The sequence below is a fragment of the Catenibacterium sp. UBA627 genome (assembly GCF_002299355.1).
Classification (GTDB): domain Bacteria; phylum Bacillota_I; class Bacilli_A; order Erysipelotrichales; family Coprobacillaceae; genus Catenibacterium; species Catenibacterium mitsuoka.
Map to the genome: position 1 here is coordinate 18,773 of NZ_DBPF01000004.1, position 21,342 is coordinate 40,114.

The 21,342-nt window shown below is 33.6% G+C and carries 21 protein-coding genes and 2 tRNA genes; 19 read left to right on the top strand and 4 right to left on the bottom strand.

Going from position 1 to position 21,342, the window contains the following annotated elements; all coding sequences use genetic code 11:
- Positions 1-1,899 (top strand): LTA synthase family protein (locus tag B2S90_RS00280; RefSeq protein WP_286696363.1); only part of this gene is annotated, 1,899 nt, incomplete at its 5' end.
- Here B2S90_RS00280 and B2S90_RS00285 read toward each other — a convergent pair.
- Positions 1,900-2,478, bottom strand: a complete 579-nt coding sequence (locus tag B2S90_RS00285) for a pentapeptide repeat-containing protein (protein ID WP_050772160.1) — start codon at positions 2,476-2,478, stop codon at positions 1,900-1,902. It lies immediately after the preceding gene.
- Positions 2,479-2,558: 80 nt separating this feature from the next.
- Between B2S90_RS00285 and B2S90_RS00290 the strand changes: the two genes are divergently transcribed.
- From B2S90_RS00290 to B2S90_RS00310, 5 genes are read left to right on the top strand one after another with little or no spacing between them, the layout of a single operon-like run.
- Complete coding sequence (locus B2S90_RS00290; RefSeq protein ID WP_278861629.1) at positions 2,559-3,386, top strand: pyridoxamine kinase; 828 nt, start codon at positions 2,559-2,561, stop codon at positions 3,384-3,386.
- Between the two features lies 1 nt (position 3,387).
- Positions 3,388-4,032: a TatD family nuclease-associated radical SAM protein gene (locus B2S90_RS00295; RefSeq protein ID WP_278778736.1), complete on the top strand. Its 645-nt coding sequence runs from the start codon at positions 3,388-3,390 to the stop codon at positions 4,030-4,032.
- 3 nt (positions 4,033-4,035) lie between these two features.
- Entirely contained in the window at positions 4,036-4,770 is a 735-nt protein-coding gene (locus B2S90_RS00300) for a tyrosine-protein phosphatase (RefSeq protein WP_286696364.1), read from the top strand.
- A gap of 50 nt (positions 4,771-4,820) precedes the next feature.
- On the top strand, positions 4,821-5,198 hold the full coding sequence (locus tag B2S90_RS00305) for an MG284/MPN403 family protein (RefSeq protein ID WP_055233736.1): 378 nt from the start codon (positions 4,821-4,823) through the stop codon (positions 5,196-5,198).
- A gap of 45 nt (positions 5,199-5,243) precedes the next feature.
- On the top strand, positions 5,244-5,468 hold the full coding sequence (locus B2S90_RS00310; protein WP_278778732.1) for an acyl carrier protein: 225 nt from the start codon (positions 5,244-5,246) through the stop codon (positions 5,466-5,468).
- A 26-nt stretch (positions 5,469-5,494) separates the two neighbouring features.
- Here the strand turns inward: B2S90_RS00310 and B2S90_RS00315 are convergent, their stop codons facing one another.
- The gene (locus tag B2S90_RS00315; RefSeq protein ID WP_286696365.1) at positions 5,495-7,123 is read right to left on the bottom strand and encodes a putative polysaccharide biosynthesis protein; all 1,629 of its coding nucleotides are present in this window, start codon (positions 7,121-7,123) and stop codon (positions 5,495-5,497) included.
- A 166-nt stretch (positions 7,124-7,289) separates the two neighbouring features.
- On the opposite strand from B2S90_RS00315, the gene pyrF reads away from it, so the two are divergent.
- From pyrF to B2S90_RS00360, 9 genes are all read left to right on the top strand, one after another.
- The gene (gene pyrF / locus B2S90_RS00320) at positions 7,290-7,994 is read left to right on the top strand and encodes an orotidine-5'-phosphate decarboxylase (RefSeq protein ID WP_055234752.1); all 705 of its coding nucleotides are present in this window, start codon (positions 7,290-7,292) and stop codon (positions 7,992-7,994) included.
- A 2-nt stretch (positions 7,995-7,996) separates the two neighbouring features.
- Entirely contained in the window at positions 7,997-8,635 is a 639-nt protein-coding gene (gene pyrE / locus B2S90_RS00325) for an orotate phosphoribosyltransferase (RefSeq protein WP_278778728.1), read from the top strand.
- 138 nt (positions 8,636-8,773) lie between these two features.
- A complete protein-coding gene (locus B2S90_RS00330) occupies positions 8,774-9,577 on the top strand; it encodes an ABC transporter permease (RefSeq protein ID WP_006505260.1) in 804 nt (267 codons plus the stop codon).
- An 8-nt stretch (positions 9,578-9,585) separates the two neighbouring features.
- The gene (locus tag B2S90_RS00335) at positions 9,586-10,404 is read left to right on the top strand and encodes an ABC transporter ATP-binding protein (protein WP_006505261.1); all 819 of its coding nucleotides are present in this window, start codon (positions 9,586-9,588) and stop codon (positions 10,402-10,404) included.
- A gap of 52 nt (positions 10,405-10,456) precedes the next feature.
- Entirely contained in the window at positions 10,457-12,691 is a 2,235-nt protein-coding gene (locus B2S90_RS00340; RefSeq protein WP_055234754.1) for a CDP-glycerol:glycerophosphate glycerophosphotransferase, read from the top strand.
- Positions 12,692-12,785: 94 nt separating this feature from the next.
- The gene (locus tag B2S90_RS00345; protein WP_055234756.1) at positions 12,786-13,979 is read left to right on the top strand and encodes a CDP-glycerol glycerophosphotransferase family protein; all 1,194 of its coding nucleotides are present in this window, start codon (positions 12,786-12,788) and stop codon (positions 13,977-13,979) included.
- Complete coding sequence (locus B2S90_RS00350; protein WP_278778720.1) at positions 13,969-15,066, top strand: CDP-glycerol glycerophosphotransferase family protein; 1,098 nt, start codon at positions 13,969-13,971, stop codon at positions 15,064-15,066. Before B2S90_RS00345 ends, B2S90_RS00350 begins: the two co-directional genes overlap by 11 nt.
- 2 nt (positions 15,067-15,068) lie before the next feature.
- Positions 15,069-15,899, top strand: coding sequence for a DUF975 family protein (locus B2S90_RS00355; protein ID WP_278778719.1), 831 nt, complete (start codon positions 15,069-15,071; stop codon positions 15,897-15,899).
- The gene (locus B2S90_RS00360) at positions 15,899-16,630 is read left to right on the top strand and encodes a CPBP family intramembrane glutamic endopeptidase (protein ID WP_270397305.1); all 732 of its coding nucleotides are present in this window, start codon (positions 15,899-15,901) and stop codon (positions 16,628-16,630) included. Before B2S90_RS00355 ends, B2S90_RS00360 begins: the two co-directional genes overlap by 1 nt.
- A gap of 81 nt (positions 16,631-16,711) precedes the next feature.
- Here B2S90_RS00360 and B2S90_RS00365 read toward each other — a convergent pair.
- Together B2S90_RS00365 and B2S90_RS00370 are read right to left on the bottom strand one after the other, a co-directional pair.
- Positions 16,712-16,789: transfer RNA gene (locus B2S90_RS00365), tRNA-Asp, on the bottom strand.
- A gap of 8 nt (positions 16,790-16,797) precedes the next feature.
- Positions 16,798-16,888: transfer RNA gene (locus B2S90_RS00370), tRNA-Ser, on the bottom strand.
- Between the two features lie 168 nt (positions 16,889-17,056).
- Here B2S90_RS00370 and B2S90_RS00375 point away from each other — a divergent pair.
- The 4 genes from B2S90_RS00375 (at position 17,057) to B2S90_RS00390 (ending at position 21,341) form a co-directional block, all read left to right on the top strand.
- Positions 17,057-18,256, top strand: a complete 1,200-nt coding sequence (locus B2S90_RS00375) for an acetate/propionate family kinase (RefSeq protein ID WP_055233975.1) — start codon at positions 17,057-17,059, stop codon at positions 18,254-18,256.
- An 86-nt stretch (positions 18,257-18,342) separates the two neighbouring features.
- Positions 18,343-19,272 carry a DHH family phosphoesterase gene (locus tag B2S90_RS00380; protein WP_055233976.1) on the top strand — a complete coding sequence of 310 codons (930 nt, stop codon included), beginning with the start codon at positions 18,343-18,345 and terminating at the stop codon, positions 19,270-19,272.
- Between the two features lie 24 nt (positions 19,273-19,296).
- Entirely contained in the window at positions 19,297-19,968 is a 672-nt protein-coding gene (locus B2S90_RS00385) for a response regulator transcription factor (RefSeq protein ID WP_055233977.1), read from the top strand.
- Positions 19,968-21,341, top strand: a complete 1,374-nt coding sequence (locus tag B2S90_RS00390) for a sensor histidine kinase (RefSeq protein WP_278778714.1) — start codon at positions 19,968-19,970, stop codon at positions 21,339-21,341. Before B2S90_RS00385 ends, B2S90_RS00390 begins: the two co-directional genes overlap by 1 nt.
- Position 21,342: the final 1 nt, after the last annotated feature.

The window sequence follows — 21,342 nt, forward strand, 5'->3', positions numbered from 1 at the left end:
TTTTTATCGAATCATAAAATAAATATTGTTATGCTTATTTTTGCATATATTCTTTCTTATGCTTCATTCATCGGTATGAATACAACCTATATGATTCAACCAAGCTCATCACAATCCTATAATATCTTTTTCTATATTTTCTTTAGAAGACAATTCTTTGTCTTATTGAATACATTTGTGCTTTTCCTAGTCGCACGCTTCCTTTTAGCTGTTACAAGACATTATTGGTTTTCTGTACTTATTACTGGCTTTATCCAGATTGTTATTACAGTTGCGAATCATTTAAAGATTATTTTCCGTGATGAACCAATTATTCCAGGTGATCTCGCTATGATCAAGGCTTGGAAGAATCTACTAGGAATGATGGGAACAACAGTCATTATTGCAACAATTGTCCTTGTTGTCCTTGTTATTTTTCTTATCGTCTATTTAGAAAAGAAGCATCCATATGCATTCCATATGTCTCTAAAAAAGAGTGTGATCTGGGTACTTGTGACTGTCATCTTCTTTAGTGGAACAGTTGTTATGAATCATGATGGCTCTTATGTCAACGCATTAATGCGTAATTTAGGAGATGAACCTTACTTCTTTAATCAGCTTTATGGTGCTAAAGTGAATGGCCCTATTCTCCAATTCCTTAATAATATTGATATTTCTATTATGGATGAACCAGAAAACTATAGTAAAGAAACGATGGAAAAGATTTATAAAAAATATGCGAAGGAATCAAAGAAAATTAATGCTAAAAGAGACAATGACTGGAATGATCAGATCGTTATTATGGGACTTGCTGAAAGCTTTGCAGATCCATATCGTATTCCTGAATTAACACTTTCTCAAGATCCTATCCCTTATATTAGAAATCTGATGAAATCCACAACATCAGGACTCATGTTTAGCACAGGTTATGGGGGTGGGACAGCCAATATGGAATATATGGCTTTAACTGGTCTTAACCAAGGGTTCTTCTCCGCTGCTTTAACACCTTATACACAGTTAGTCACTGGACAAAATAATGCGTATGCTTTTTCTCGTTTATTTAATCAAGCTGTGGCTATTCATCCTTATATTGGTGTTTATTATAGTCGTCAGACAGTTTATGATAATTTCGGCTTTGATAAATTCATGTATCTTGGTTCAGAGTATCCAATCAAGCATCAATATAGTATTGATCGCAGTCCTTATCTTTCAGATGAAACAGCTTTTGCAAATACGATTGATGAAATCATTGATGCAAAGGGCAGTAAACTGATCAACCTTGTTACTATGCAGAATCATCTGCCATATGACAACAATTACTACAATGGTAAAGAAAAATATGCCGCAAGCGGTAATGCAGTGAATGATAGTAAGGTAAAAGCCATGGTAGAAGAATATGTTATGGGACTTCATCATACAGATGTTGCAGTCAAGAATTTTATTGAGAAACTAGATAATATTAATAAGCCTGTGACATTTGTCTTCTATGGTGACCATCTACCTGGTATTTACTGGAATACAAAAAATAATACTGTTCTTCACCAGACAGATTATTTCATCTATTCTAATAAATATGCCAGAGAACATCTAGGTATGACAGCTTATGATCAATATAAGCTAGTTTCACCAACAGATTTCATGGCACTTGTACAAAAACAGACATCTACGAAAACAACTCCTTATACTACGTTATTAGAAAAGGTGCTTGATGAATTGCCTGTTATAACAACAAAAGCTGCAGCAGGCTCTGAAGAAGACACTGATGCAGCAATGATGAATGATGAAGGAGAACTTGTGAAATATAAAGATCTTACATCATCACAGAAGAAATTATATAAAGAATACAAGCTTGTCCAATATGATATGACAGCAGGAAAAAATTATCTTGAGAATATGCATTTTACTGAAGGAGGCGTGTAGTTACGCCTCTTTTATTTTGATATTTAATAAGTGTATAAAAGCTGATGATTGCATTTCATCAATGATTACGCCACTTACATCCTGTGGAGCTGCTTCAATTGCTTCAATAAGACATGTAGATAAATCAATGTTTTTAAGTGGTGCATGAAGAAACGATGTTTGAATCATTCTGCATTCCTTATATTTTGTCTTATTCATCGTAGTATCTTGAAATATAGCCTGACTCAAATCACATCGATTAAATAGTGTCTCCTTATTTCTCATGAAAGAGAAATTGGCGAAATGACATAAACAATCATTAAAAATAACCTGGTCAAAGCTTGATTCAGAAAAATCACTTCCTAATAACTTGCAATTATTGAACTGCACCTGTCTAAACATACAATTATCAAATTTGATATTAGATAAATCACATTGATTAAACATTGTCTGATAGAAGTAACAATTCTCAAACACGATATCCTGTGTTGTAATATTGTTGAAATGACATTGATGGAAATCACTCTGTTGATATGTCTCTTCTATCAGCCAATTATTCTCGTATGTTTGATTTATTAACTTCTTTTCATTAAAATCCATTTCTTTCACCTCATCTCTATTATATCTTATTTATTGAAAAAAAGTGTTGATATGATAAAATACTTGTACGAGGTAAGACTATGAGACAAAAAAGAATGGCTTTAATTAATGACATAACTGGTTTTGGAAGATGTTCTATTGCGGTTATGGCACCAATTATATCTACTATGCGTATACAGACTGTACCGGTACCTACCGCTATATTATCTACCCATACGCAATTTCCTGTTTATCATTTTGATGACTATACAAAACATATGCCTGACTATATTCAGACATATAAGGATTTGAAACTAGAATTTGATGGTATTGCGACTGGTTTTCTAGGTTCAAAGGAACAGGTAGAAATCGTTATTGATTTCATTAAATCTTTTAAGCGCAAAGAAACATTTGTATTAGTAGATCCAGTTATGGGGGATCACGGACATCTTTATGCTACTTACAGCAAAGAAATGGCTGAAAGCATGAAGGATCTTGTTCACTATGCAGATATATTGACACCAAACTTAACAGAACTTGTTACACTATTGGATCGTGATTATCCAGAAGTAATTCCGACAGAAGAGGAATTAGGACAGATGTGTCATGAACTTTCTTTAAAAGGTCCACAGATGATTGTCGTGACAGGAATACCAGTAGATGATGCGCATATCATGAATTTTATTTATGATCATGGAAAATCCTCAAGCATTCTAGTAGACCGCATCGGACCAGATCGCAGCGGAACTGGAGATGTGGTATCAAGCGTTATTGCGGGAGGCTATTTGAATAATCATTCTTTCTATGATTGTGTAAAAAAGGCGACTGAATTCTCTTCTCAATGTATCGCTTATAGTGAAGAAATAGGGACACCTACTTATTATGGCTTATGTTTTGAACAATATTTAAGTGAATTAGGAGACTTCTAAGATGACTATTTTATATACACTTTATAAAAATACTTATATTGATCTTTCACATTTAGACTCTACCAAAGGAGTGACATGCTATGTTAATACAACTAACCGTTGTCCATGCGCCTGCACATTCTGTTTAAGACAGACAAAAGAGATGATGGAGAACAATTCTTTATGGTTGAAGGAAGAGCCTTCTAAAGAAATGATTATTGAAGAATTCAAGAAGTATGATCTCAATGATTTTAAAGAAATTGTTTTCTGTGGATTTGGTGAACCAATGGAAAGATGGGATGATATCAAAGAAGTCATTGATTATATCCGTGATACTAAGAAAGATATGAAAATTCGCATTAATACCAACGGTTTAGCCAATGATATTTATGGTAGAGATGTCACTCCAGAATACAAAGGACGTTTTGATACAGTGTCTATCTCGTTAAATGCCCCTACAAAGGAAGAATTTTTAGAACTTACACGTTCTAAGTTTGGTATCTCTTCTTTTGATGATATGCTTGATTTTGCAAAGAGGTGTAAGGCTTATGTTCCAAATGTTGTATTAACTGTTGTTGATATTATTGGAGAAGAAAAGATTGAGGCATGTCAGAAAATTACAGATGAAATAGGTGTTACATTAAGAGTAAGACCTTTTGAGGAGTAAAATATGCAATATATGACAAGTGAAGAGCGTTTAATCGCTTTAGATAAGATGACAAATACAAGAGATCTAGGTGGATATGAAACACAGGAAGGCTATTATACAAAAAGCCATCATTATATTCGTGCTTCAGCACCAGCGAATGCAACGGATGAAGATCTAGAAAAACTTTATGATTATGGTGTACGTGTCACTATTGATTTACGTTCTGATTTTGAAAAACAGGCCCAGCCATCACCATTTAAAGATTATCGCGATGTAGAAAATATTGAAATTAATTTGATGGATGATGCAGTCGTAAAGGTAGTGCCTAGTGAAGTCAAGGAATATAAAGACCTTGGTGGTGTTTATATTTATATGTTAGAAGCACATCAGAAACAGATCAAAGCTGTCTTTGATGTATTTAAGGATCATCTCTATGAAGGTGTCTTATTCCATTGTAGTGCAGGTAAAGACCGTACAGGTATTATTGCAGCATTACTATTAGAACTTGCAGGATGTCACGATCATGATATCGTTAAGGACTACAGTGAATCTTACGCCAACAATCAGGAAATTATTGAAGCACTTAAAGAGATGATGGATGAAGAAACAGAAAGTTATCTTACATCTTCACCACGTTATATGATGATTTTCCTAGATTATCTAAGAGAACACTATGGTAGTGCGAAAGCTTATTTATATAATATTGGTATGTCTGAAGAAGATATTGAAGATATTAAACTATCTTTTATTATTTAATGAGAAAAAACACCACTTATGGGGTATATACCCTATAGGAGGTGTTTTTTATGACAAAGAAAGAAAAAATAAGAATTATTAGATTATTGCTTAAACAATATGAGAAGGACAAGAATATACTCAACTCATTAAACCAGGCAAACTATTATCCTTCCATCAACTATGAGGACTATTATCAAACATCTTCTTCCTCTAAAGAAGATTATTTACTTAATAGAATATACTTAAAACAGGAACTCACCAAACGTATTATCTTTATAGAAAAGTCACAATCCATTATCGGTGATGAGTATTATCATATCATTCTAGAAGATTATTTCTATGAACATAAGCACTGGTGGAAGACACGTTATTCTCGTGCTACTTACTACCGACGTCAGGAAGCAGCTATTGATGCATTTTTTGATTATGTGACAAGTATATTGTAATTTTGGGGATTGTTGTATTATAATTGATGTTGTGAGGTGAACAACATGAATTATTTTGATAAAATCAAAGAAGCTTTAAGCAGTAAATTAAAAGGCAAGGAACTAACATTAGATTCTAACTTAAGAGATCTTGGTATTGATTCTCTTGATGTTGTAGACTTAATTATGGATTTGGAAGAAGAATTAGGAATTGAGTTCTCTGATGAAGAATTAATGTCTATTCATACTATGAAGGATGTATGTGATTTAATCGATAAAAAGAAGGTATAAGAAAATCCAGACAAATCTGGATTTTTTTATGCTTTGTTTTTGAATAGTTTACAAATAATCTTATCTACATAAGGGATTCCATTCAACATTTCTAAATGATCTTTGAAGATAAATAGAATACTGAAGAAATAAACAACCACACCAACCATAATTGCAAGGATAAGTGGAATAAAGACACGATGGAATACTTTGAAAAGTAGACAATAAGAACCATAGGCACATGCACCCATAAATAGTGAAGCAACGAATGGTAATAAAACAGCAGTCTTAAAATTGATATGATAGCCCACAAGTCTATTTAATGCGAACTGGTTAGTGACACACATCTGTAAGGCATAAAGCGAAGTTCCAATAACAAGTAGATAAATACCAACATTAAGGAACTGTGGTGGCACTAATACAAGCATCAGTATAAGGATGATTACATGGACAACCAATGCTTTGGCAGCATTTCTTAAAGGTACTTTTACTGCGCCAATCGCCTGCAAGATACCGTTAGATAAAGTAGATAAACCATAAAGTACAATCGCAGGTGCACCAAGAGTAAGTGCAGTAGAGGCAATCTTCAATGTCTTAGGTTGTGGGAAAATCAGACCCATAACAGGATAAGCGAGTACACCCATACCTACAGCTGCAGGTATTAGAATAAGCATAGTAATAAAAGTACTATTCTTGATGTTGGCACGCACTTCCTTGAAATCTTTTAATGCATAAGAACTAGAAATCGCAGGAATAGTTGCTGTACTCATTGCACTTGCAAGCGCAACAGGGACATTCATTAAGACAACATATTTACCAGCATAAACACCATAAAGTTTAACAACCTCAATCAGTGCAACACCACGTGCCTGCATAATACCATAGAAGATAAACATATCGATAGTAGAAACAAGGTTATAGATACATGTAGAAATAATGATTGGTGTGACAATATTAAGGATAGAACGGAATATGGCCTGTCCTGATTGTACACGAGGATCCGCGTCGGTCTCATCAATCATGTGTCTGCCTTTTTTTAAATAAACGCATACCATATAAATAAGGGCAACAAGAACACCAAAGCCTGTACCTAAGGCACTTCCTCCAGCACCACGGCTAGCAAGTAATGTATGATTATTTGCATATGGCTGAATAAACAAATAAGCAGCACCTACAGACACAAAGGCATTTAATAACTGTTCAATAATCTGAGAAACAGATGTATAAACAGTTGTTGAATATGCCTGGAAATAACCTCTTAATACTCCGACTAAACCGGATAGGAAAATGGTAGGGCAAAGAATTCTTAATGCGAATACCGCATTTTCTGTTACAATCCATGGGGCTAAGATAAATGTAAGTATTGCAGCAGAACCACCAACGACAGTAATATAGATTAGTGCACATTTAAAAATTTTACGTGCATTATTATATTGATGAAGAGCGAGCTTCTCACTAATTAATTTAGAGATTGCGGTTGGAATACTGTAAGAAGAAATAAGCAGTACCATTGCATAAATATTATATGCAGTAGAGTAATAACCATTCCCTTCATCACCAATTAAAGCGGTTAATGGACTTCTATAAAGAACGCCAATAATACGTACAAGTATACCAGCGAGTGCTAGAATAGAAGCCTGCTTGACAATTGATTTAGATTTGTTCAAAATATTCACTCCTTATAAAAATCTTTCATTTTTAATTTATATCATTTTTGTATGTCTATTACAATATATTCGTCAAAACATCTGATAAGTTTTTAGATTATTATTTTTAAAAGTATCCCAGGTTTATATGTTTTATGGTATACTTCATAGAGAATAAAAAAATGGAGGGTAGTTTATGACTAAAAGCAGAGTAATTATTGCACTCGATTTCAAAAACAAAGCAGATGTTCTTGAATTCCTAGATAAATTTGATGAACCGCTCTTTGTGAAAGTAGGTATGGAACTCTTCTATGGAGAAGGACCTGCAATCATTCAGGCTATCAAAGAAAGAGGACATTCAATCTTCCTAGACTTGAAATTGCATGATATTCCTCATACAGTAAAGATGGCTATGAAGAACTTAGCACGTCTTGATGTTGATATCGTTAATGTTCATGCTTCAGGTTCTAAGGCTATGATGCAGGCAGCGATTGAAGGTTTAGAAGAAGAAAAGGGCAAGGATCGTCCTTTATGTATCGCAGTAACATGTCTTACTTCTTTAAGTCAGGAAGTATTAGATGATGAACTAGGTATTCATGAACCAATTCAGGATGTTGCAATTAGATGGGCTAAGAATGCGAAAGAAGCAGGATTAGATGGTGTTGTATGTTCACCATTAGAATCTAAAGGTATTCATGATGCTGTAGGAGAAGATTTCTTAACAGTTACTCCAGGTATCAGACTTGCCAGCGATGCAAAAGATGACCAGAAGCGTGTAACTACACCAGCTATGGCTAAGGATATGACTTCTAGCTATATCGTAGTAGGTCGTACAATTACTAAAGCAGCTGATCCAGTTGCTGCTTATAAAGAAGTATTTAATCAATTTCAAGGAGAATAATAATGAATAGAGAAGAATTAATTGCGAAAGATTTATTAAGTATCAAGGCTGTATTCTTAAGCCCTGATGAACCTTTTACTTGGGCTTCAGGTATTAAATCACCAATCTATTGCGATAATAGATTAACTTTATCTTACCCAGAAGTAAGAAATGATATCGAAAAAGGTTTAGCTGAACTTGTACAGGAAAACTATCCTGATTGTGAAGTATTAATGGGTACTTCAACTGCAGGTATCGCTCATGCTGCGTTAGTGGCTGATATCTTAAATAAACCAATGGGATATGTACGTGGTTCAAACAAGTCTCATGGACGTCAGAATCGTATTGAAGGTGTTGTAAGAGAAGGTATGAAGGTTGTAGTAGTAGAAGATTTAATTTCTACTGGTGGATCTTCATTAGAAGTAGTAGATGCATTAAGAGAAGCTGGATGTGAAGTATTAGGATTAGTAGCTATCTTCACTTATGGCTTAAAGGATTCTATTAAGAACTTTGCTGATAAGGATTGTCATTTCGTGACTTTATCTAACTATGATGCACTTCTTCCTGTTGCTGTTGAACACAACTATATTAAAGAAGAAGCATTAGAAAAGTTAAAAGCATGGAAAGTTGATCCACATGATGAAAGCTGGACGATTAAATAATTATTTGAGGAGGGTAGATCCCTCCTTTTTAAATATGGTATTTTTTATGCAAATAAAGTATAATGAAAAAGGCTAATATTGCTTTTTGAAGTATAATGCTGTATAAATATTAAGATAGATTATTAAGGAGGATCCAACGTGTTAGAAGCTGTAAAATATGTGATCAAAGAAAACAGCGAGAACTTGTTTCGTATTTATTCTATTTCGAAATATGAAGTACTAGCTGACATGCGTGACTCAAAGTTAGGTTTATTCTGGAACTTTGCGAATCCAATTATTCAGGTATTAACATATTGGTTTGTATTTGGATTAGTATTAAATCGTAAGTCAGTAGATGGTATTGAATATATCTGGTGGATGCTTGGAGGTATGGTTGTATGGTTCTTTATTTCTCCATGTATTACAGCAGGGTGTAATGCTATCTTCTCTAAAATAAATATTATTACTAAGATGAAATTCCCAGTCAGTGTTCTTCCGGCTACAGTGGTACTTTCTAAGTTATTTGACCACTTCTGCTTGATGTGTATATTGACACTCCTATTCTGTTTTGCTGGCTATTATCCATCATTACATTGGGTAGGTCTTATTTATTATTGTTTCTGTGGTGTTGTCTTCTCGATTTCATTATCTATGACAACATCTGTACTTAATATGCTTGCACGTGATACAAGAAAACTAGTGCTCGCTATTATGCGTTTATTATTGTACATGACTCCAATTCTATGGAATGTGAAGAGCCTTCCATCTATTTTACAGAGAATCATGTTAACTAACCCTATTTATTATATTGTTCAGGGCTATCGTGACTGTTTCTTCTATCATCGTGGAATTATGTATTATAAATATTCTGCTTTCTGTTTCTGGGCTATTACAGCTTTCTTATTTGTGTTTGGCAGCTGTATTATGTATAAATTCAAATCTAAGTTTGTAGACTTTATTTAGGAGGCATTATGGATTCAAATATTGCAATTGAAGCACGTCATGCTTCTAAAATATATGAACTAAGATCTAAAGAGAAAAAAAGTGATGTCAAGTTCTATGCTTTAAAGGATTTGAACTTCCAGGTAAAGAAAGGACAGGTTGTAGGTATTCTAGGGACAAATGGTTCTGGTAAATCTACTATGTCAATTATTCTAGCTGGAATCTGTGATCCTGATGAAGGGGAAATTATTGTGAATGGAACTCAGGCACTTATTGCTATTAATACAGGATTGAACGCACAGTTGACAGGGCTAGAGAATATTGAATTAAAGGGTGCTTTATTAGGACTCTCTAAAAAACGTATAGAAGCGATTAAAGAAGGTGTTATTAATTTCGCAGAAATTGGTGACTTCCTCTATCAGCCTGTAAAGAAATATTCATCAGGTATGAAATCAAGACTTGGTTTCTCAATTAACCTTTGTCTTGATCCAGATATTATGATTGTCGATGAAGCTTTAAGTGTAGGTGATAAAGGTTTTGCGGAAAAGTGTCTGAATAAGATGACTGAGTTAAAAGAACAAGGTAAAACCATAATCTTTATTTCACATAACTTAAGACAGGTACGTCAATTCTGTGATAGTGCTATGTGGATTGAAGGTGGCATGCTTCGTGAATATGGAGATATTGATGAAGTATGTGATCATTATGCTGACTATGTAGAGTACTACAATCATTTATCCGCAAAAGAGAAAAGGAAAGTACGTGATGAGAAGTTCGCAAAGCGTGTTATTCCTAATTCTCGTCGTACACTAGGTGATAAGCTCTTTGCTGCTATTAAGACTAGATAAACAAAGGGCAGGGTAACCTGCCTTTTTAAATATGGGGAAAGGAAGTTTAATTATGAAATTATCAATTATCATACCATTTAATCGTTATATTCGTTATTTATATGACTGCTTAGAAAGTATTAAGGATCAGAAATTGTCTGATTATGAAGTACTTCTTATTGTAGATGCTATTGAAGATGTGAAGGATAAGATCCATAAATATGATTTACCAATCACTCTTGTTGAATCAGGAGAAGCATCAGTAGGTAAGAAGAGAAATATGGGTCTTGATCTTGCAAAGGGAGATTATGTTTATTTCTTAGATAGTGATGACTATGTATTACCAGGCTGTTTGAATGCTTTAATGGAAGAAGCAGAAAAGTCTCATAATCAAGTTGTGGCAGGTAAGAGAATGGTTTCATGGTTCAAAAAGCAAGTTTATGAAACAATGAGCGATGAAACAAATATTGAAAGAAACTTAAAAGACAAGGATCATGATCGTCTTGTAAAAGTGGAAAGAAAACAAGAAAAACATGTTTATGACAATGAACCAGAACAGTTCAAGATTGATCTTCTTATTCGTACAAGACATGCATTAAGAAATGTATCATGCTTAAACCTTCTTATTAAACGTTCACTTATTGAAGATAATCATATTTCTTTTAAAGAAGAATTCTTCTGGTATACAGATGCACCATTTGTAGTTGAACTATTAAAATATACGAATGATGTGTCTTTTGTAGAAGATGCTATTCTAGTCAAACGTAAACATAATGATCCAATCAATCGTCCTGCTTTATCCCAGATTAAGGATCCTGATGGTCGCTTTGATGAATTTATTGAAGCGCATAACTATTGCTTAGAGATTTCTAAGGATTATCCATCTATTCATTATTATATTAATGCGAAGATGGCTAACTACTTTACTAGTTTCTTTGCTAAAAAGGTGAGAAGAAGTGAAGATGATAAGTGGAGAACAACACGTTTTGATACAATGGCAGAAGTATTAACTCGCATTGAACCAGAACTATTAAAGAAATCTCTTTATCGTCGCAGACTTTCTAAAGCATGTATGAATCATGACTTAAAGAAAGCACAAAAAATCATTGCAGCCCACTTAGCTGGTGTTAAAGCCAAGAAGATCTTTAAGAATAAGAATGAAATGAATAAGTACTTATATAGACATAAATATAAAAATGAACCTATTCAGAAGAATCTAGTTATGTTTGAAACATTCCGTGGAGCAAGCTATGCTGATTCACCTAAATATATTTATGAATATTTGGCTAAGAACTTCCCAGGGCAGTATGAATTTGTCTGGGTACTCAATGATACGAAGACAAAACTTCCTTATGGTGGAACAGTTGTTAAACGTATGACACGTAAATATGCTTACTATCTTGCTGTATGTAAATACTTCGTATTTAATACAAGACAGCCATTATGGTATCGTAAAAGAGAAGGACAGGTCTTCTTGGAAACATGGCATGGTACACCATTAAAGCGTTTAGCCTTTGACCAGGAAGAAGTCACTGCAGCTTCTCCTACATATAAAGCACAGTTCTATCGCCAGAAACAGGAATGGGATTATTTAATTGCGCCTAACGCATTCTCTAGTGAAATATTCAAGAGCTGCTTTATGTATAAGGATGAAGGAGATACTATGTTAGATACAGGTTATCCTAGAAATGACTTACTCTCTGATCCTCATAAAGAAGAAAAAGCGAAAGAATTAAAGAAAAAAGTAGGTATTCCATTAGATAAGAAAGTCATTCTCTATGCACCAACATGGAGAGATGATGAATATTATGGTAATGGTGCTTATAAGTTCCAGTTAAAGCTTAATCTTGAACAGATGAGAAAAGAATTAGGAGATGAATATGTCATTATCCTAAGAACACATTATTATATTGCAGATGTTCTTGATTTGACAGGTTTAGATGGTTTTGCGTTTAACTTAAGTAAATATGATGATATTACTGAAATTTATTTGATGAGTGATATTCTTATTACTGACTATTCAAGTGTATTCTTTGATTTTGCTAACTTAAAACGTCCAATGTTATTCTATACATATGATTTAGATAAATATCGTGATGTATTAAGAGGCTTCTATATCAATATGGAAGAAGAACTTCCAGGCCCACTTGTATTCACAACAGACGAAGTCATTAACACAATCAAGCATATGGATGAAATCACTGAAAAATATGCAGACCGTTATGTCACTTTCTATGACAAGTTCTGTAGCTGGGAAGATGGTCATTCTTCACAGAGAGTTGTTGAAACAGTATTTGAAAAGAATTAGCTTTCCTTTACAGGAAGCTTTTTCTTTCTGTCGGTTTGATTGACTATAGCAGTCATTTTCACTATAATAGACCCTAATAAAGGAGACTATCGTCATGAAATTGATTAAGAAAATATTAGGTAAAATGATTCGCTTATTATATCGAATTGTTTATCGCTTCATACCATGTGATGATCATACAATCTTATTTATATCATTCCATGGTCGTGGCTATACAGATAATCCTAAAGCATTACACCAATATATCACGGAACATAAAGAATATGCCTCATATCGCTGTATATATGCGATTAAGCATCATAAAGAAAAAAATCTCACTATTCCAAATGCGAAGATTATTGAATACTTCAGTATTCCTTATTTCTTTTATCTTGCAAGAAGTAAATATTGGATTTCTAACTGTAAGCTTCCTAAATATGTACTGAAGAAGGATAACCAGGTTTACTTGCAGACCTGGCATGGTACACCTTTAAAGAAACTTGCTCATGATATTGAAGTACCAGAAGGGACAACATTCTATCGTTCTGGCATGTCTGTAGAAGAAATGCGTGCAACTTATGACAATGATGTCTCTAAATACAACTATATGATTTCTCCAAGTGCTTTTACTACAGAAGTCTTCCAAACATCTTTTAGAATCAATAAGGAAAGACTCATTGAAACAGGCTACCCAAGAAATGATATATTATCTAACTATACAAAAGAAGATGTAGAAACTATTAAAAATAGAATGCATCTTCCTCACGATAAAAAGATCTTACTCTATGCTCCTACATGGCGTGATAATTCATTCAATATGAAGGGATATACATTTAAACTAGAAGTTGACTTTAAAAAATGGCAGGAAGTATTAGGGGATGAATATATTGTCGTATTCAAACCTCATTATTTAATTGTGAATGATTTTAATCTAGATGAGGTAAAAGATTTTGTTTATTATGTGGATCCTCAGGAAGATATTGCGGATCTGTATTTAATTGCAGATGCGTTAGTGACTGATTACTCAAGTGTCTTTTTTGATTATGCAATATTAAAAAGACCAATCTATTTCTATATGTATGATCTAGAAAACTATCGTGATGAATTACGAGGCTTCTATCTAGATATTTATAAAGATCTTCCTGGAGAAGTCATTACAGATGAAAATACATTACTTCAGAAGATTCATACACATGATTTTGATTATGACCGTCTAACAGGCTTTAATGAACGTTTTAATAATCATGAAGACGGACAGGCCAGCAAACGTGTCATTGATATTCTATTAGGTGAACAGCATGGGGCTTAAGAAAATTGTATTAAACATCATTCTTTCATTCGTGAACATCTTTGTATCACTTGTTCCTATCAAAAAGAATCAGATTGCATTTGTTTCATTAGAAGACAATGTTTTAAGAGATGACTTCTTAGATATCTATAATCATCTTGATACATCTCATTATTCTATTAAGAAAGTACTCATTCATTATGATAAAAAATCAATATGGAATGATTTCTTATATCTATTAAACTGTATTAAACAGATAATTGTGATTAATACATCCCATATCGTATTCATTAATGACAATAACTATGTAGTCTCTCATTATAAGAGACAAGGTGTTAAGGTCATTGAAGTATGGCATGCCACAGGAGCTATTAAGAAGTTTGGCAATGCAGTCAAAAGACAATATCCTATTAATAACTATGACTATGTCATTGCGAATAGTGATTATTGGATAGAACCTTATTCTTTGGCTTTTTCTGTAGATAAAGATAATGTGCTTGTAACAGGTATGCCTCGAGTAGATCATCTTTTTGATGAAAATTATAAAAAGGAAGTCAGTAACAATTTCTATTCAAAATATCCAGAACTTAAGAATAAGAAGATCTTACTCTATGCACCAACGTTTAGAGGAAATATTTATAAAGGATTCAAAGCAGTTGGTTTTGATGGAAAGAAATTCATTCATACTTTTGATGAAGACACAGTCCTTATTTATAAGTATCATCCACTTATGAAAGATATTCCTATTGAAGAAGAGGGACGTATCTTCAATATGAGTCATGAAAATACATATGAATTATTTGTGGTAAGTGATGCACTTATTTCAGATTTCTCTTCGATTATCTTTGATTATTCTATCCTAGATAAACCGATGTATTTCTTTGTGCCTGATTTAAAGGATTATATGCACCGTCTTGGATGTTTTGTGGACTATAAGAAGGAAATGCCTGGTCCGTTGTGCTATAATGAAGAAGAGTTAACAGATGCAATACATTCTAATGAACATTATGATATCAAACGATTTAAAAATAAATTCTTTAAATATCAGGATGGAAAGAATGTAGAGCGAGTAATCGCGTTAATTGAACAACTGATCAAGGAGGATTAATTATGAATATTTCAATGATTAAACAACGTGCAAGAGAAATAGCACGTGTGAATAAAACGAGTCTTGCCCGTATCTGCTTAATAGTAGGGGCGATTTCATCATTACCTAGTCTGTTGAGTTCTGATAATGGTATTATGAGTATTTTACATATTATTGTGGTTATATTAATAATTGCGGTAGAACAAGGCTATGTTGTTGCAGGACTTAAAGTTGTTACTGATCGTGAATATGAATTATCAGATAATGATGGTGTCTATGGTCTAGTTAACTGGATTGAATACGTACCAACTTATCTTGTAAAAGTACTTGTAAACTTTGTTATAGCATTCATTTTTGTAGCACTTATTGTGGTATGCTCTCTTGGTTCTTTTGGTGGCTTATTTGCGCTATTAAGTGATCCTTATAGTGTTTCACCTATTACAGGGGTTGTTTCAGGTCTAACAGCACTAAGTGGCATATTGTTGTTTGTATTGTTATTTGCCTTCGCATTTGTAATGATCTGGATTAATTTACGTATGTTTGCGATGACTTATTTACATCAGGAATATGGTATTAAAGGCTTTGAGGCACTTAAGGAATCATTCACATTAATGAAAGGTCATTGCACGGATTTATTATTAATCAATCTTTCATTTATTGGATGGATTCTTCTATGTGCCATCATTAGTATTATGATTGGTGGCGTATTTGGCGATAATGGTATTGCAGGATTGCTTGGTTCAATTCTAAGTGCGGCAATAGCGGCTTATACATATCAGCCTGTTTATATTACTGTACAGGCATTATTTTATAAAGAAATTGCTTATAAGTTCTACGATGAAGGGAGAATTTAATGAGAAAAAGAATTGATCGTTTTACGAGAAGACTCTCAGGACAGGAACTTGTTTTAGGGTGTGTCATCTTACTTCCATTATTCTTCTATTGTAATAGCTATATCGGAACAGCAATTGTAAAATGGATAATCTTAACATTTAACCTTTCAGTTGCCACCAATACTGCAACAATCTGGCTGAACTTTGCGGTTGATTTAATTACTGCACTTGTTGCAGTAATCATTTTAAGAAAGTTTATCAAACGTCAATGGAAAGATTTCATGAATAATAAGCTTTCTATTATTGTTGCAGGATGTTTTCTAGGATTCTTCCTCAATATTTGTGCTAATGCGATTGGAAGCAGTATAGTTAAGCTGTTTGTGGATCAATCATCAAGTGTGAATCAGCAGCAGGTAGAATCACTCACTAAAAGTATTCCTGCCATCATGTTCTTTGTGACAGGGTTCTTAGCACCAATAGGAGAAGAATTGATCTTTAGAGGTGTTATTTTTACAGGTCTACGTAAATATAATAGATTCTTAGCTTATGTGGTCTCTGCCTTCTTATTTGGCTTTATTCATGTTATGAATTCAGTCTTTGCAGGTAATATCTTTGAAATGGTACAGATGATACCATATGCTTGCTCAGGACTAGTCTTTGCATATATTTATGAAAGTACAGATAATATCTGGGCTTCTATTCTTACACATATGACAAACAATATATTTGCGTTATTAGTCATCTTATTCTAAATAAAAATGCCAGACATTGTCTGGCATTTAAAGTGTATATACATACAAAAAAACACTTCCGAAGAAGTGTTAAATTACAAATGGCGGTCTGGACGGGGCTCGAACCCGCGACCTCCGCCGTGACAGGGCGGCATTCTAAACCAACTGAACTACCAGACCATTTGCAATGGCGCAGACAGAGGGATTTGAACCCTCGCGCAGGTTACCCCACCTACTCCCTTAGCAGGGGAGCCTCTTCAGCCTCTTGAGTATGTCTGCATCGGACTGCCTTCTAAATATACCATGTATAAATATACTATGCAAGTACTTTTTGTATAAATTTCAATAAAAATTTATATATTTGTATGAGAACGCTTACAAGTTATTGTTGTATTTTATATAAAATTTTAGTAAAATAAAATTATATGATTTTAAGGAGGTTATAATATGGCTAAAATCATGGCGGTAAACGCTGGTAGTTCATCATTAAAATTCCAGTTATTAGAAATGCCTTCAGAACTAGTAATCTGCTCAGGTATTGTGGAAAGAATTGGACTAGAAGAAGGAATTTTTACTATTAAACATAATGGACAGAAGAAAACAGAAAAATTACCTATTCCGGATCATAAGGTCGCTGTTTCTTTATTGTTAGATGCATTAGTGAAGGAAAAAATTGTTGAAAAGCTAGAAGAAATTGAAGGGGTAGGACATCGTATTGTACATGGTGGTGAATACTTTGATTCTAGTGCTGTGGTAAATGAAGACGTAGTAAGTAAGGTAGAAGAGTTATGTGAATTAGCACCTTTACATAACCCTGCACACTTAGTAGGATATCGTGCATTCAAAGAAGCTCTTCCAGGAGTAGGACACGTATTCGTATTTGATACAGCTTTCCATCAGACATTGGATAGAGAAAGATATTTATATCCATTACCATTAGAATATTACACAGACTATAAAATTAGAAAATATGGCGCACATGGTACAAGTCATAAATATGTTTCTGAACAGGTTATAAAAGAATTGGGTAACCCTAAACATTCGCGTATTATCGTATGTCATTTAGGCAACGGTGCATCACTTTCTGCGGTATTAGATGGTAAGTGTATTGATACATCAATGGGATTCACACCACTAGCAGGTGTAATGATGGGTTCTAGATGTGGTACAATCGACCCATCTATCATGCCTTACTTATGCAAGAAACTAAATAAAACACCTGATGAAGTATTAGACATCTATAATAAGAAATCAGGAATGCTTGGTATTTCAGGTATTTCATCAGATTCACGTGATATTGAAAACGCCTTATTCAATGAAGGTGATGAACGTGCATTATTAACTGGTTTATTATATTCGCGTATTGTTTCTAAATATATTGGCCAATATTTCGTTGAATTAGGTGGCTTAGATGCGATTGCTTTCACTGCGGGTGTAGGTGAAAACGCTGCTTATTTAAGACGTTTGATTATCGATGATTGTTCTCGTGCACTGGGCGTATTCCTCAATGAAGAATCAAATGCGATTCGTTCAGACGAAAATAGATTGATTTCTCATCAATTCTCTAAGATTGATGTCTTTGTAATCCCTACAAACGAAGAAGTAGAAATCGCTAGAGATACTATGAAATTATTAAATTTAGGATAAAATGACAGGCAGAAGTCATATATTGATTTCTGTCTTTTTTATTTGTATAAAAATATGTTAAAATGGGTGAAAAGGTGGGTTAAATTATGGATAAAATAATTAATTTATTAAAACAATATAAACAAGTATTCTTATATCGTCATATTAATCCTGATTATGACGCTTTTGGTTCTACTGTAGGTATGTATTATTTCTTAAAAGAAAACTTTCCAGAAATCAATGTTGTGTTAAAAGGAAACTTTGAAAATGTTTTATGGGAAAAGTTCAATGCCACTATAGATGAAGAAAAAGAACTTCCTGCTCTAGGTATTGTGATTGATACAGCCAATCGTGAACGTATTGATGGTGATATTTCTGTATGTGATAAAATCATTAAGATTGATCATCATATCGTTGTTGATTCTTATGGAGATATCAATATTGAAGATGCTACTGCATCAAGTGCCTCTCAGATTGTTTCCCTATTATTAGAAGAAGTGAAGGATAGCTATTCTTTAAATGAACAAGGTGCACGTGCTTTATATATGGGTATTATTGGTGATACAAATCGTTTCATGTATCGTTCCACAGATGCGCGTACATTCAAGGCAGCATCTTACTTATTAGAATCAGGTATTAATATTGAAGAAATCTATCAAACAATGTATTTAAGAGAGGAAAAAGATTTAAAAGTCACACAGTTTATCTTGAACAATTATCAAGTCAATGATAAAGTGGCTTACTATATATTGAAGGATGAAGATCTTAAAGAATTAGGTATTAGTCGTGAAGAAGGCTCTAGCTACGTCAATACACTTGCGAATGTCAAGGAATTTGAAGTCTGGTGTGCTATTACAGAAAATACGAAAGATAATGTCTATCGTGTCTCTATTCGTTCTAGAAATGCGATTATTAATGAAGTGGCTGCTAAGTTTGGTGGGGGAGGACATGCCCTTGCCTCAGGTGCAACACTTTCGAGTCTAGATCAGATTGAGGACTTACTTTCATCTCTTCATGATGCAATAAGTATGATATAATGAGGACAAATGAGGTGAAATAAGATGAAATCTAAAATCATGGTTGTAGATGATGAAATGCATATTAGAGAATTAGTGCGCTTCTATCTCGATAAAGCAGGTTTTGATACAATTGAAGCGGCGAATGCAGAAGAAGCATTGGATATAGTAGAAAACCAATATATTGATTTGGCTGTTGTAGATATTATGATGCCAGGAATGGATGGCTTTGAACTTGTCGAACAGATGAGACAGTATCGTGAAATTCCAGTCATTATGTTGACAGCTAAGTCTCAATCAAAGGATAAACTAAGAGGATTCTCTTTAGGTATTGACGACTATGTCACTAAGCCTTTTGACCCTGATGAATTAATGGCGCGTGTTAAAACAATCCTAAAACGTTATAGTATTAATTCTTCAAATGTGGTGAAGATTGGTGATGTGATCTTTGATGGTGATAAATATGAAGTACGCTATCAAGAGCAGGTCATTCATCTTCCTTTAAAACAGTTTGAGTTAGCTTTTGAACTGGCTAAGAATCCAAATCAGATTTTTACAAGAGAACAGCTTATTGAAAAAATCTGGGGGATGGATTATGACGGTTTTGATCGTACAGTAGATGTTCACATTAAGCGTATTCGTGAGAATCTTGGTCATCTTCCAGGATTCAAAGTTGTGACAGTACGTGGCTTAGGTTATAAAATAGAGGTTGAGTAATGAAGTCTATTTATAGTAAACTTGTAATTGGCTTTTTATTAACGTCTTTATTAAGTTTTTCTATCTGTTGCTTTTTTACAATAAAATCATATAACCATGATTCTGATCAATTGGCTTTAGAAGAATTAGAACACTCTTCCGATCATATTGCAGATTTGATCAAGTTAATTGATGATAAGGATCAGGATAAGATTTTAGCGGATTATTCAGAAACATCAGAAATGTCTTTTACTGTCACATGTGAAGGACAGACAAAAAGCTATGGACATGTTAATAAGAAACTTATACTTAAAGATGATGAATTAAAGACACTTGCGACTTCAAAAGATAAGTCATTACGTAGTGAAGGAATCATTTCGCAATATGCAAAAGCATTTAAGATTGATAATCAAACATATGTGATTACAGTTCAGAAGGATTTTTCTGCTACAAAAGATATCTTTATGAAGTCTTATGCGAGTGCTGCAATCATCTTTATGATGACAGGAAGTATTGTCTTCCTGATTGTTGCAGATATTATTGTGAAACCAATCTCACGTCTCACAAAGGTCACTGATGAGCTTGCGAAAGGGAATTATAAGGTGCGTGTCAATTATGAAGGAAAGGATGAAATATCCTCATTGTATGCTTCCTTCAATCAAATGGCAGTAAGACTCGCTAAGCAGGAAACAATCCGACAACAATTTATATCGGATGTATCTCATGAGTTCCAGACTCCTTTAACAGCTATTAGCGGATTTGCGACAATATTAAAGAATGAGAATCTGACAGATGAACAAAGAAAAAAATATGCAGATATTATATTGTTCAATTCAAATCGTTTATCTCATTTATCTAAGAATATGCTGCAGCTTACTTTATTAGATGGAGAAGATACAGCACTGGATAAGACAGAGTTTCCACTTATTGAACAACTTAATCGTGTTATTGAGATGGAAGATAATGCGGCTTTAAGTAAGGATATTGAAATAGAATTCATTCATCCTAAAAAAGAATTCATTATTAAAGCCGATGAGAGCCGTATGGAACAGGTATGGATCAATTTATTAAGTAATGCAATCAAGTATACCAATGAGCATGGTGTAGTAACAGTGGAAGTGAGAAGAACACCAACTGAACTACAGGTAAGATTTGAAGATACAGGTGTGGGAATGAGCCAGGATGCCATTTCTCATATCTTTGAAAGATTCTATAGACAGGATAAATCACGTACAATTGAAGGAAATGGACTTGGTTTATCGATAGTAAAAAGGATTATTGATTTACATCACTATAAAATAGATGTAGAATCACAAGAAGATGTTGGTTCTGTATTTACTGTTTATATCCCATATGAGATGTTTACAGGACTCACAAAAAAGAAAAAGGATTAGT